The sequence below is a fragment of the Rhizobium tumorigenes genome (genome assembly GCF_003240565.2).
GTDB lineage: Bacteria > Pseudomonadota > Alphaproteobacteria > Rhizobiales > Rhizobiaceae > Rhizobium > Rhizobium tumorigenes.
The window spans coordinates 300,425-313,532 of sequence record NZ_CP117255.1 but is presented as its reverse complement, the minus strand read 5'-3'; the positions used below and the strand labels follow the sequence as shown (position 1 = coordinate 313,532).

Annotated in this window: 9 protein-coding genes and 1 tRNA gene; 2 read left to right on the top strand and 8 right to left on the bottom strand. The window is 61.2% G+C overall.

The genetic code is table 11. From position 1 onward, the window contains the following. Positions 1-66 precede the first annotated feature (66 nt). Positions 67-342, top strand: a complete 276-nt coding sequence (locus PR017_RS01540) for a hypothetical protein (RefSeq protein ID WP_111217468.1) — start codon at positions 67-69, stop codon at positions 340-342. 7 nt (positions 343-349) lie between these two features. Here the strand turns inward: PR017_RS01540 and PR017_RS01535 are convergent, their stop codons facing one another. From PR017_RS01535 to PR017_RS01505, 7 genes are all read right to left on the bottom strand, one after another. Continuing rightward, positions 350-1,690: an O-antigen ligase family protein gene (locus PR017_RS01535; RefSeq protein ID WP_279619509.1), complete on the bottom strand. Its 1,341-nt coding sequence runs from the start codon at positions 1,688-1,690 to the stop codon at positions 350-352. A gap of 16 nt (positions 1,691-1,706) precedes the next feature. After that, the gene (locus tag PR017_RS01530; RefSeq protein WP_111217464.1) at positions 1,707-2,408 is read right to left on the bottom strand and encodes a polysaccharide deacetylase family protein; all 702 of its coding nucleotides are present in this window, start codon (positions 2,406-2,408) and stop codon (positions 1,707-1,709) included. A 9-nt stretch (positions 2,409-2,417) separates the two neighbouring features. Continuing rightward, complete coding sequence (locus PR017_RS01525) at positions 2,418-3,251, bottom strand: glycosyltransferase family 25 protein (RefSeq protein ID WP_111217462.1); 834 nt, start codon at positions 3,249-3,251, stop codon at positions 2,418-2,420. 63 nt (positions 3,252-3,314) lie between these two features. Further along, entirely contained in the window at positions 3,315-3,980 is a 666-nt protein-coding gene (locus tag PR017_RS01520; RefSeq protein ID WP_111217460.1) for a glycosyltransferase family 29 protein, read from the bottom strand. 85 nt (positions 3,981-4,065) lie between these two features. Beyond that, positions 4,066-5,445: a sensor histidine kinase gene (locus PR017_RS01515; protein ID WP_111217457.1), complete on the bottom strand. Its 1,380-nt coding sequence runs from the start codon at positions 5,443-5,445 to the stop codon at positions 4,066-4,068. Continuing rightward, the gene (locus PR017_RS01510) at positions 5,442-6,098 is read right to left on the bottom strand and encodes a response regulator (protein WP_111217455.1); all 657 of its coding nucleotides are present in this window, start codon (positions 6,096-6,098) and stop codon (positions 5,442-5,444) included. The genes PR017_RS01515 and PR017_RS01510 overlap by 4 nt, the downstream gene beginning before the upstream one ends. A gap of 223 nt (positions 6,099-6,321) precedes the next feature. Then, a tRNA-His gene (locus tag PR017_RS01505) sits at positions 6,322-6,398 on the bottom strand. Positions 6,399-6,851: 453 nt separating this feature from the next. Between PR017_RS01505 and PR017_RS01500 the strand changes: the two genes are divergently transcribed. Next, positions 6,852-10,847, top strand: a complete 3,996-nt coding sequence (locus PR017_RS01500; RefSeq protein WP_111217453.1) for an ATP-binding protein — start codon at positions 6,852-6,854, stop codon at positions 10,845-10,847. 217 nt (positions 10,848-11,064) lie between these two features. Here PR017_RS01500 and PR017_RS01495 read toward each other — a convergent pair whose 3' ends face one another. After that, the gene (locus PR017_RS01495; protein ID WP_111217451.1) at positions 11,065-13,017 is read right to left on the bottom strand and encodes an acetoacetate--CoA ligase; all 1,953 of its coding nucleotides are present in this window, start codon (positions 13,015-13,017) and stop codon (positions 11,065-11,067) included. Between the last annotated feature and the right edge of the window lie 91 nt (positions 13,018-13,108).

The following is a 13,108-nucleotide window of genomic DNA, read 5'->3' as shown; positions in this document are numbered from 1 at the left end:
GTACCGCTGCAGAACGACTGGATCGGCGACTTCGTCTTTGCTAGCGTATAGACGGGGAGCGGCAGCATGCATTCGAAGATAACATTCACGGAGATGGCAAACGACCCGTGTGCCATCATTGCGCGCTCTACCTGCGGGACGGCGATGTTTTTCGCTTCCCATGCTTTTCTCGTCTGTGCCGATGTCAGCACACTGAAGGTGTTCTGGCTGTCGCTTTGCCTCGGCATGGTCGGATGCTTTATTCCTGGCCACAAACCGGACCCTCGGTTTTTGCTTCCGCTTGCCATGATTGCCCTCCCCGCGGCTCGTCTTGCCGCACAGGCGATGGGCGGTTGGGCTTGAGTAAGGCTTAAGCGCGAGCTGGCGCCAGGACGATGCCGTCGCGTGGCGCGGTGGCGGTGGCACGGATCCTGAGATTGCAGGCCAACGCGAACGTGAAACTCAGCATGATGATGGTTTCACCAATTGCCAGCCGATTGTTGGAGTTGCTGAGAAGCGTGATGGCAAAGAATATCTGCACGAGAAGGTAGCCATGGAAGGCCGCTTGCGGAACGAGATCGAGCTTTGCGGCACGTTGGACCTGAAGCAGCATGACAACAGCCATGAAAGCCAGAAATACGCTGCCAACCGCGCCATACCGCACGAGAATTTCCAGATATCCGTTGTGCATGGCGTTGTAGTCGACCGACGTATAGTGGGTCTTGTGCCAGCGCGGTTCCCAGGCGTTTCCAAGGCCGAATAGCGGCGCACTGGCAACGAGTTCCCAGGCGTTCGACCAGAGTTGCAGGCGCTCGTCCATGGCCCTTGGCGTCGTCGCATCATCGATACGGGCCGCCACGGCCTTGCCGATCGGCTCTCCGGCAGCAATGTCCTGATAGAGCCCCGTGGTCGCCATGAAGGTCGGTCCGGCGGTTTTCTCCAGATTGCCCCAGACGAAGTAACCGCCGGCTGCGAGCAACAGCACGAAGCAGCCGATGAAGGCCAGTCCGGCCTTCGAGCGAAACCAGCCGACGATGGACAGGAGCAGCAAGGGGCCGGAAAAGCCGAGCGCCAGCCAGACGCCCTTGGATTTTGCCCCGTAGATGCAGAAGATGCAGAGCATGGCGACCAGTGGCGCGACGATGCTGGCATAGGTCTTTAACTGCCTCGAAACAGTCGGGCATTTGCGGCAATGGATGAACCAGAAGCAGGCGGAGATCAGGATGACGCCGCAGCATACCGCTCCGTGGATCTGATTGTGCTGGATCAGCGGCCGCACGGTTTCACCGGCCATGATCGCCCGGTAACGGGTGGTGAGCAGCAAGGTGGCAAGGGCAACGCCGAAATAGGTGGCGATCACCTTCTGCATTTGCTGCCAGCCGATGAACATCGCAAAGCCGAGGCTCGGGAACGCCAGCGGCATCGCATACATCAGCTCACCATCCCCCTCGGGATGACCCGTCCCCAGAAGATATTGCAGCAGGAAGCGGCCGAGCGCGTAGCTGCCCCATCCGACGCAGAGCCATGCCGGCAAACCGACAGCCGGTCTTTCTGCCATTGCGAGATAGCGATACAGGCCGTAGGCGAAAAGAAGAACGCCGCTGTAGCGATAGGCGTCGTTCTCGATCAGCGTCGCGGATGCGGTCACAACCCATAGCAGGACGACAAGCCATTCCAACGCGTTTCGCTTCAGCGCCTCATATCCCGGCAAACTCACGCCCCCCCGATTAGCCAACAAGACATTTCTTCAGGAAATGCAGCCATGAATCGTTGCGGCGGATCGTCAGCCGCGGCAGCCCGAAAGGATCATCGCACTTGCCCGCCCGCCGGCGCCAGGTCGTCGTCGCGACGCTGTAGCCGGCTTCTATCGCCAGTTGGCGATGCAGGGAACGCTCGTCGCCGTAGGGAAAGCAGAAGGAGGAGACTTCGTCGTCGATCGTATCCTCCAGCGCAACCCGCGACAGGAAAATCTGGTTCCACGCGTCCTCGGCCGACAGGTCCGGCAGGCGGGCGTGATCCATCGTGTGGGAGCCGATCTCGTTGCCGAGCGCCGTCCATTCGCGCAATTGTGCAAGGTTCATGCAGGCCGACGGCGGGACGCCTAGCGGAATATCCCATTCGTTGCGGCCACCGATCTGATTGGCGACGACGAAATTCGTCGCTGTAAATCCGCAGTCGCGCAGCACCGGCAAGGCATTTTCATGAACGTTGGCGTAGCTGTCGTCGAAGGTGATGGCGACGACCTTACCCTTCTTCTTGCCAATGACGTAGGGCAGCGCCTCGCGCAGCGACAGTCCCTGGAAACCAAGCCGTTTCAGCAAATGCATCTGCCGCCGGAAATCATCCGGGTGCACGGCCATGCTCCGAAACGGTATCCGACGCGACGGGGGAACGGCGATCTGGTGGTAGGTGAGGATGGGAACGGGCAATCCTGATCCTCAGACGAAGTATCGCGAACGAAATGCCACCTTGGCGCGGTACAGCGGGCGCATGACCTCGCGGGTCAGTTTCTCGGCGAAGGTGCTGTGGCGCTTCATGCTTGTGCCTCCGAGGGTGGACGATATCTCGCGAACGCCACCCGGCAGCACCGTAAGCGGTGACAGATGCAAAAGCCACTCCATCTGGACCATCGTGTCGACCGGCCGATCGAATATTTCCGTTGCCTGAAGAAGGCGGATGGCGGCGCCGCGGCTGACGAGCTGGGCAACCATGCCGAGGCCGATGACCTGCGGGCGGATAACGCGGGCGGTATCCTGCGAAAACACTTCCTCGCCGCTCTCGCGATTGTCCCTGAACGGAAAGCGGACGAATGCACCCGGCGTCAGGCATGCGCTGGCAGCCGCAAAAGCTGCCGGGAAAGCTGCAGTCAGCTCGACATCGTCCTCGATGACAAAGCCCGCATCCAGCCCCTGCTCGACGATGGCCGCCCAGGCTTTCCGGTGGGACAGGAAGCAGGCGATCTCGGAGTTGCTCAACGGGAAGGGATAGGCCGGCTTGTGCAGGTTGCGATGGTAGACGCGCTCCCTGTCGGCCTGGCTGAGAGCGAGGCCATCGACGGCATCGATGATTTCGGCCGGCACCGGCAAGGCTTCCACAAGCCGCTCGACCTGGCCCGCACGCTGCTTTGCCCGACCGAGGTGGACGATGAATGCCTTGATCGTCTGCGGCCTTGCAGATGGCTCCACCTTCAAGGACAGGCTGGACTCGACGCTCGTCGCACGCTTCTGCAGGCCCAAGCTTTGCGGCCGTTCCAGGTGATAGGCGTTGTGCATCGATACGTCCTCGGTTTCATGGCCGTGGACGGTCTAGAAGATGGATCTGATCGATGCCTTAGGTCAAAGTGAAGCCAAACTGAAAAGCGGCGGCAGCCTCGTCGTCGGTGAAGAGTCGATCAATGTGAGCCGGCCCTCGGCAACGTGGTTTGCCACCCACTGCCGCTCGCCGTCCCAGCTGTGGCGCTTCCATCCCTCCCAGCTGAAACCGCAGAGTTTTATGTCCCACCGGTCGGCGGGAAACTGCTGCAGACAATGGTAAAGTCCGAAATATCCGGTGCTCGGGAATATCCGATGCATATCGGCCTCGGAGACGCCAAGCTCTGTGCACCCGGCCTTGTAGAACTGCGGCGGCATGATGCGGATCTCTTTTCCCGCCGACCCGACGCGCTCGATGGTCTGCTGCGTCCAGTCAGACCTGCGACCCTTCAGCCACGACAAGATATTTGGCTTCGGATGATAGGTGCGCAGGATCGCCGGATGATAGACCAGCATGACGGCCTTGGCCGCCTGGAATGTCGGACTGGTGTAAAAGGCCGGATCGCGGAGGCGCCGCTGCATCGGCTTGCTGGAGGTCGCCAGCATAAGAAGGTCTGTCCTCGTTCCGCTCATGCCGATGGAGAGTTTCGGCTCGTTGAACCGCAAGACGAAATCGGCCGCATCGACAACAGGCGATAGGTCTGTCGGCAATTCTCCGTTGCCGACGATAATGGCCGTTTTGCGCGACAACGTCTGGTTTCCTGTTGGTGAGAGCGCGCGTGACTAGCAAGCGTCGATGATATGAAACTGATGGATGCAGCTGCGCGGAGGCTGTTCACGCAGGTGCGGGCAGGCGGACACGGACGCTGAGGCCGTATCCCCAGCTGGGCGTCGACAGATCGATGGTGACAGCCAGGCGGGTCGCCACGTCTGCCACGATCGCCAGGCCCAGTCCCGATCCCTGCTCCTGCGGCGAGTCCACCCTGTAAAACCGCTGGAAAACCGCCGACCTCTGGTCTGCCGGGATGCCTGGACCGGTGTCGTCGATGGACAGCAGCCATGCCTCGCCATCCGGCATGATCGTCACCTCGACCCTACCATCCTCCGGCGTATATTTCAGCGCATTGTCGAGCAGGTTGCTGATCATCAGCTGCAGCAGGGATTCGTCCGTCAGCACCTCGGCGTCTTCGCTGCCCTGCAGGGAAAGGTCGAGCCGCTTGGCGGTGATGCGGCTGCCGAAACCGGCCGCGATGGACGCCACAAGGTGGTAGAGCGGAACCGCACCGAGCTTGAGCGGGTGATGGCTGACCCGCGCCAGTCGCAGAAGCTGTTCGATCAGGTGCATCGCCCGATTGTTGCTTTCGACGAGATCCGCGACGATGGCATCCCTCTCACGACCCGCCTCCGTGTCACGCAGCATCTGCAGGAGCAGCTTGACGCCTGCCTGCGGCGTGCGCAACTCATGCGCCACGAGATCCGAAAACCGCCGCTCGAGGGTTAGCGAGTGGCCGAGCTTGTCGAGCAGCTGGTTGATCGAGGTGCCGAGCGGCATCAGGTCTAGCGGCAATCCCTCGACGGGGATGGCCGAGAGGTCGTCGGGCGAGCGCAGGCGGATCTGCCGAACGAAGTCGCTCATCGGGGCAAGGCCCCTGTTGATGCCGAGCCAGATCAGGAAGGCGATGATCGGCAGCAGAATAAAGAGCGGAAACACCAGGTTGCGCAGGATATTCGATATCAGCCTGTCGCGCAGCGCGATCTTCTCGCCGACCTCCATGGCAATCGTCGTGTTGGGGATGGGCAATGCATAAACCCGCCAGCGCTCGCCCTTGTAGTTGATGGTATGAAACCCGGCCTTCTGTTCGGGCATGTCGGCCTGGAAGGCGGTGCTGCTGAAAACCTGAATTTTTCCGTCTTTCCAGGCCCGGACCATATGCGCGTCGGCGTAGTCGTCGGCGTCCTGATTGAAAGACAGCTGGTTGTCCATCTTGAAGTCGATATCGTCGATCCTGCGGGGCGGATCGTCCGTATGGCGCAGGAGCGGCCGCTGCAGCAATCCCCACAGGACATTGGCCTCGTTGATCAGCTGGGCGTCATAGATATTGTCGATTTCGTGCCGGGCGCTCTTGAACGCCAGCAATCCGATCACGCTGATGGCAATGACGATGACCGGAATGATGCGCAGATAGAGTTTGCTGGTGAGCGTTGCCCGGGTCATCGCTCGATCATGTATCCGACACCGCGGATCGACTTGATGAATTCCGATCCGAGCTTCTTGCGCAGATTGTAGATCGTCACCTCGGTGGTGTTGCTCTCGACAGCGTTCTGGGCGTCGTAAAGCGCATACTCGATATCGTTCTTTGTGACATAGCGGCCGCTGCGTTCCATCAGCAGCTTGAGCAAATGGAATTCCTTGGCCGTCAACGGCACCGATTGCCCGTTGCGGCGCGCTACCATCGCAGCGGGATCGACCTCGACCTCGCCACACCGGATGGTCGTCTCGACGCGCCCCTCGCGGCGGCGGATCAGGGCGCGCAAACGGGCCAGCAGCTCGTCGAGATCGAAGGGCTTGACCATGTAGTCGTCCGCGCCCTGGTCGAGGCCGTCGACCTTCTGGAGAACGCTGTCGAGCGCGGTCAGCAGCAGGACGGGCACATCGTTCCCCTGCTTGCGCAGCGCCTTGAGGACGCCGATGCCATTCAGCTTCGGCAGGTTGAGGTCCAGCACGATGGCTGCAAACTCCGACGCCTCGGCCGCCGCAAGCCCCGCCTCGCCGTCCCGCAGCCAGTCGATGCCATAGGCATGCTTCTCCATGGCCTTCTTCAACGATGAGCCAAGGATATGGTCGTCCTCGATAAGCAGGATACGCATGGAAACCTTCACCGGGCTTGAGAACTGGACTGGAGACGACAAAGTCGCCAATCCGCATCTGCGCCCAGTTTAAGACCGAAAAGCGTCAACGCCATCAGGCAAAGCGTGGTTTATGAGGTTTTTTTGGTGGTTGGGTATTGTGCCGCATGATCAGGGCATCAAGCAGATCATGCATCCGCACGTTCGCTGGGGAAAAGAGGCACAATAAAGAAAGGAGAAATAATGGTACGGTTGGGTGGAATCGAACCACCGACCTCAGGATCCACAAACCTGCGCTCTAACCAACTGAGCTACAACCGCACATGCCGCGTCTGGACGCAACTCGGGTGAAATACTGGGAGTTCAGTTTTTTTTCAAGCCCTATCTCGGCGAATTGAGAAAAATGCGGCTGAGCCTCCGGGCCCGGCCCGGCTGCGCAAGGTCGAGTTCGGTCGTGCTTGAAAGAACCTTTTTTCGCGCCGCACGGACATTGGCTGCCGGATTGGGCGTCAACGGGGCCTCAAGGCCGTGGATGACGCCTCGGGGGCGATTGAAAATCGGCCGGCTGTGGATAAGGTAGCAAAGCCGGTGATGATGTCATGAAGTCGGATTGCCGTGCCTTCGGCATCGCCGAGATGCTGGCGGCGGCATACCGGGGCCGTCCATTAACCCTTTCTGGCGAAAGCATCCGCACTTGCTGGACCGGACGGAGCAGCACCTATATTAACAAAACGTTAATGCGAGAAGGTCTCGGCTCGAACATCAGGTTGGACAATGCCGGCAGTACAGTATCCGTTCATCGACATTGCCGTTCATCCGAGCATCCGCGAGCGGTTTGCGCGCGGCGAGGCGATGGCGCTGTTCTCGGTCGAACTCGACCGGGTGCTGTGGGCGAACGGCGCCGGCGCCGACCTGTTCGGCTATACTGCAATCTATGATTTTCTCGACCAGGGTGCCCGGCCCGGTGACGTATCCTTCCGCCAGATTGCAGCAACTGCGCACCAGCTGGTCGCCGTCGGCGATACCCGCAGCTTCCTGATCCGGATAGCGGCAGGGTTCCAGCGTGTCGTTGCCAATGCGGCTGTCGAAAAGATCCGCACGCCGGCCGGCGAAGACGCAATCCTGTTTTCCTGCCCGGTTTCCGCAAAACCGCTGGAGACCAGCGAGCGTGCGCAGCGCATGCTCGACGGGTTCGACGACCCCGACACCCATATCGCCGTCATCGGCCGCGACGGCGAGATCATCGCCGCCTCGCCGGGTTTCTCAGCCCTCGGTATCACGACTGAAACTGCGGGCATGCTGGTGACAATGGCCGGCGGCCAGCCGGAGCGGCTGATCAAAAGGCCGATCCGGACCGGCCAAGGCTACCTGCCCGCCGCCATCGGCCGCCTGTCGGATACGCCTGCGCTCAATCTGCTGTTTGTCGTCGAAATGGTCATCGGCCATCTCGATCCCGTTGAAACCGTTTCAGCAGTGGTGCCAGCGCAGGCTGAAACCTTGGGGACGCCAGGGGTCCAGACAGAAACGGCGGCAGATGTCGCAGCTGTGGACTCCGCCGGGATCGAGCCAACCGATGCTGCGGTAGCAACTGCAGCAGAAACGCCCGTCGATGCCCGTGAAGATGATGCCGACGTCGAGAGCGTGCCGGAAGAAGCCGCAACGGCGTCTGCCGTCCCTGCTTCGAGCGCCGACGAACAGGCTGGTGGGATAGACACCGGCGAGCGGGAGTTCGCGGCGGCGATCGATGCTGTTGCCGAGATCGAAGATGTCGAAGACGAACCGGAAGAAATTGCCGACATAGAACAGAGCGAGCCGAGCGCTGTCGAAGAGCCCGAGCAACCGGCGACACCTGTCGTGCAAGACGAAGGCGATGCCGATCACGAGATTGCCGAGGACGAGCAGACCACGGCCCTGACGAATGAGGATGCGGAAACGCATGTCGAGGATCCGACCGATGTATCGACCGAGCGGGGCTCGGAACTGACGTCAGACCTGCAGCTTTCAGCGGACGACACCGAGGGTGCTTCGATGGGTGACGCAAGCGTCGAGCGGGAAGTGCCGGATCGGGAGCCAAGTGAAGAGCAACCCCTCACTGCCAATGCTGAGATCGAGCCACCGGAGCCGGCTGCGTCCGAACAGGAAGCAGCGCCGGCTGCATCGGGCGACATCGCCCAGCCTGCAGCCGGAGCGGACGCCGTTGCGGCTTCAGCACCTGAGACCGATCAGCCGCAGCACTTCGTTTTCAATCGGCAGGGACGCGCGACGCGCTTTGTCTGGAAGATCGATGCCGAGGGCCATTTCAGCGAGATTTCGCGGGAATTCGCCGAGGCCGTGGGGCCGCATGCCAAGGCGCTCGCGGGCGTCGCCTTTGCCGATATCGCGGCACTGTTCCACCTCGATCCCGATGGCAGGATTGCCGAGTTGCTCGCCCGTCGCGACACATGGTCGGGGCGGACCATCCATTGGCCGGTCGAGGGAACGACCTTGACGGTTCCTGTCGACCTTGCGGCGCTGCCGACCTATACGCGCAGCCGTGAGTTCGACGGCTTTCGCGGCTTTGGCGTCGTCCGCCTATCGGACGCGGCGGAGGATCCGCTGCGGACGGGGCTGACACTGGGGCTGCCCGCCAACGACGATTCGGCATCAGGCAGCAAAACAGCTGAGGAATTTCCCCCGCAGCGTCCGGATGAGGAAGCGCCGGTCGCAGATCCTATCGTTTTCGACGAAAGCAATGGCGAGAACGAAACGACCGCTGGCGAGACAGAGACTGTGCCGGATAGCGTCGAGCCTTTTGACAAACCGTCCGAGCGGATATTCGAACCCAACGAGCCGGAACTGCCGTTCCACGTCGAACCGCCCGCATTGAAGATAGCCGAGACGCCCGCTCGCAGGCTTTCCGACAAGATCATCCAGCTGCATGAACGGCGGCAGAACCTCAATGAAGGGCTGTCTCTTGCCGAGCAGGCTGCCTTCCGCGAGATCGCCAAGCAACTCGAGCCGTTCGGCAAGCGTGGCGAAGAGCCAGAGGGGCCGACGGATGCCGCCCCTGTCGGCCCGACAGACGACGAGAGCGAGCAACCGGACGCGCCCGAGGTAGAGATCGAGGCGTTTTACCCGACCGCGCTGCAGGCAGCTAACGACGATATCCAGGGCTCCGAGACGCCCGAGCCTGCAGATGCTGCCGAGGGACGTGAAGGCGGCGACGAATTCAACGCGCTCGACGTTCTCAACACCGCCATTCCGCCGCGGGTGAAAATGACCGACGGGCTGTCGGCTTCAGTTGTCGATCAGTTGCCGGTCGCAGTCCTCGTCCATGCCGGCGACACGCTGATCCACGCCAATCCCGAGTTCATGCGGCTGACGGGCTATGCCTCGCTGGCGGAGCTGGACGGGGTTGGTGGCATCGATGCGCTGCTGCAGCGGGAGGATTTGCAAGACAAGACAGAACGCTCCGGCGTCATGATGGTGGTGAGAGCCGACGACGCGCTGGTACCGGTCACCGCACGGCTGCAATCCATCCGGTGGGAGGATGCGAGCGCACTGATGCTGGCGCTGATGCCTGTCGAGAAGGATGGAGAGACGCTGTTGGCGACGCGGATCGACAGCCGCGAGGAGCCTCGTCCGGAACGCATGCTGGAAAAGGTTGCCAAGCTGCAGGTCGAGGTCGAGGAACTGCAATCGATCCTCGAGACCGCGACAGATGGCGTCGCCATCATCGGGCCGGAAGGCGATATCCGGTCTATGAACCGCTCGGCGAGCGCGCTGTTCAACTATGATGAGCAGGAGACGCGCGGCAAACCCTTCGTCATGCTATTTGCCCATGAGAGCCAGAAGGCCGTGCTCGATTACCTCAGCGGGCTCACTGGCAACGGCGTGGCAAGCGTTTTGAACGACGGACGCGAGGTCATCGGGCGCGAAGCATCGGGCGGGTTCGTGCCGCTGTTCATGACCATGGGCGTGCTGACATCGTCGAATGGTTACTGCGCCGTCATCCGCGATATCACCCAGTGGAAGCGCACGGAGGAAGACCTGCGCAATGCCAAGCGTGCGGCCGAAACGGCCAACGCCCACAAAAGCGATTTTCTTGCCCGCGTCAGCCACGAGATCCGCACACCCCTCAATGCCATCATCGGCTTTTCCGACATGATGGCGAGCGAGCGCCTCGGGCCGATGGGCCACGGACGCTATGTCGAATATGCCGGCGACATCGGGCGCTCTGGCCGCCATGTGCTCGATATCGTAAATGATCTTCTCGACATCTCGAAGATCGAAGCCGGCGAAATGGAGCTCGAGTTCGGCGCCGTAGGCCTCAACGAGGCAATCGCCGAAGCCGTGTCGATCGTCCAGCCGCAGGCAAACGGACAACGCGTTATCATCCGCACGGGGCTTTCGCAGTCGGTGCCAAATGTCGTTGCCGATCTCAGGTCGATCAAGCAGATCGCCCTGAATATCCTTTCAAACGCGATCCGCTTCACGCCATCCGGTGGCCAGATCGTGGTTTCGACGTCCTACGAGGGAAATGGTAGCGTCGTGCTTCGCATTCGCGACACAGGCGTCGGTATGACGCGCACAGAACTGGAACAGGCGATGAAGCCGTTTCGCCAGGTGGCAACAAACTCGCGCCAGCGCGGCGACGGCACCGGTCTCGGCCTGCCGCTGACCAAGGCGATGGTGGATGCCAACAGGGCGCTGTTTTCGATCCACTCAGCTCCCAACGAAGGCACGCTGGTGGAAGTTACCTTCCCCTCGCCCCGCGTTCTTGCCGATTAACCGGATGCATTAAAAAAGGGCGGCCGAGGGCCGCCCTAAGTCATGCTGTTGATTGGAGACAGAGACCCGCAGATCCGGGAGTTCTCCATGGTCGGGCCGTGCGCGGAGTGAATATTAGACGCCGCGCAACTGAGGGTAGCTTGATCGCTATCTCCTAACACAATCTTAAAAATGACCGGCAATCTCTCACCCATCACTATTGCGCATTTGCGTTCGGTTAATTTTTCAGTGCCTCCAGATCAGCGAATTGTGCCAGGCACTCCGGATTGGCAAGCGCTTCCTTGTTGCGCACTGCCCGGCCATGCACCACTTCGCGCACCGCGAGTTCGACGATCTTTCCGGATTTGGTGCGGGGAATATCGGCGACGGCAACAATCTTCGCCGGCACGTGGCGCGGTGTGGCACCGGTTCGGATGCGGGCTTTGATCGCGTGGGCGAGTTTATCAGTCAGCGTGACGCCGGTGGAAAGTTTGACGAACAGCACGACCCGCACGTCATCCTCCCAGTCCTGGCCAATGCAGATCGCTTCCGCCACTTCCGGCATCTGCTCGACCTGATTGTAGATTTCCGCAGTGCCGATGCGAATGCCGCCGGGATTGAGGGTCGCGTCGGATCGGCCATGAATGACGAGGCCTCCGTGCCGCGTCCATTCGGCGAAATCGCCATGACACCAGACGTTGTCGAAGCGCTCGAAATAGGCGGCGCGATATTTGACACGGTCGGGATCGTTCCAGAACATGATCGGCATCGACGGGAAGGCTTTGGTGCAGACCAGTTCGCCCTTCTCCAACCGCACCGGCTGGCCGTCTTCGTTCCAGACGTCGACGGCCAGCCCCAGTCCCGGGCCCTGTATCTCGCCGCGCCAGACGGGCTGCAGCGGATTGCCGAGCACGAAGCAGGAAACGATATCCGTTCCGCCGGAGATCGATGCCAGCTGGACATCGGCCTTGATGCCTTGGTAGACGAATGAAAAACCCTCCGGCGACAACGGCGAACCGGTGGAGGCGATAAGCCGCAGGCTGGAAAGGTCGTGCGATGCTTCCGGCCGCAATCCGCTTTTGCGCACCGCATCGATATATTTCGCCGAGGTGCCGAAAATGGCGAATTTCTCGTCTGCGGCATAGTCGAACAGGACGTTTCCATCGGGCGCGAAGGGTGAGCCGTCGAAGAGGCAGAGCGTTGCGCCGGCGGCGAGGCCGACCGCTAGCCAGTTCCACATCATCCAGCCGCAGGTGGTGAAATAGAATACCCTGTCGTCAGGCACGACACCGCAGTGCAGGCGATGCTCCTTGACCAATTGCAGCAGCGTGCCGCCCGCCGAGTGGACGATACACTTCGGCACGCCCGTGGTGCCCGACGAAAACAGGATGAACAGCGGGTGGGCGAAGGGCAGAGCCTCGTATTCGACAGGCTTCGGCGTGAACGGCTTCAGGAAGGCATCGAGTGTCCTGGCATCCGGCGTCATCGCAGCCACGGCATCCGCATCCCCGGCATAGGGCACGACGACAGAGGCTACACCGAGGCGCTGCGTCACGGCGCGCACCTTGTCTGCGACATCCTGGAGCTTGCCATTGTACCAGTAGCCGCTGCAGGCGATAAACAGTTTAGGCTCGATCTGGCCGAAGCGGTCCATGACGCCCTGCTCGCCGAAGTCGGGCGAACACGACGACCAGATCGCCCCGACGGATGCTGCAGCCAGCATGCAGGCGATGGTCTCCGGCATATTCGGCATCATTGCCGCGATGCGATCGCCCTTGCCGATGCCGATGGCACGATAGGCCTGCTGCAGACGCGACACTTCGGCGCGCAGCCGGTCCCAGGACCAGCGTGAACTGGCCTTGTCCTCGCCGCGAAAGATCAGTGCATCCCCGGGACCGCTTTTGGTGAGGAGGTTTTCGGCAAAATTCAGTTCCGCTTCGGGGAAGAAGCGCGCGTCCAGCATGTCGTCGCCATCGACCAGAGCCCGCGCACCCGTGGTGCCCTTGATGTCACAAAACTCCCAGACGGCGGTCCAGAAGCCTTCGCGATCGGCAATCGACCAGGCATGCAGGCTTTCGAAATCATCGAGGGAAAGCCCATGGCGCGCATTGCAGTGCTGCATGAACGCGAACATCGGCGTCTTACGGCGCTCGACCTCAGACAAAGACCATAACGGCTGCTCGTCCTGCATTTCATCCCCCCCGCTCAACGCTTTCTACCACGCCGCGCAGCATTATTGATATCAGAGGTTGGCGGCGTGTCAGGATGCGACGTTTGCATAT

Bases quoted from the DNA above. Each gene is read 5' to 3' on its own strand.
- PR017_RS01540 (WP_111217468.1), top strand. From the start codon at position 67: ATGCATTCGAAGATAACATTCACGGAGATGGCAAACGACCCGTGTGCC.
- PR017_RS01525 (WP_111217462.1), bottom strand. From the start codon at position 3,251: ATGCACAACGCCTATCACCTGGAACGGCCGCAAAGCTTGGGCCTGCAG.
- PR017_RS01515 (WP_111217457.1), bottom strand. From the start codon at position 5,445: ATGACCCGGGCAACGCTCACCAGCAAACTCTATCTGCGCATCATTCCG.
- PR017_RS01510 (WP_111217455.1), bottom strand. From the start codon at position 6,098: ATGCGTATCCTGCTTATCGAGGACGACCATATCCTTGGCTCATCGTTG.
- PR017_RS01500 (WP_111217453.1), top strand. From the start codon at position 6,852: ATGCCGGCAGTACAGTATCCGTTCATCGACATTGCCGTTCATCCGAGC.
- PR017_RS01495 (WP_111217451.1), bottom strand. From the start codon at position 13,017: ATGCAGGACGAGCAGCCGTTATGGTCTTTGTCTGAGGTCGAGCGCCGT.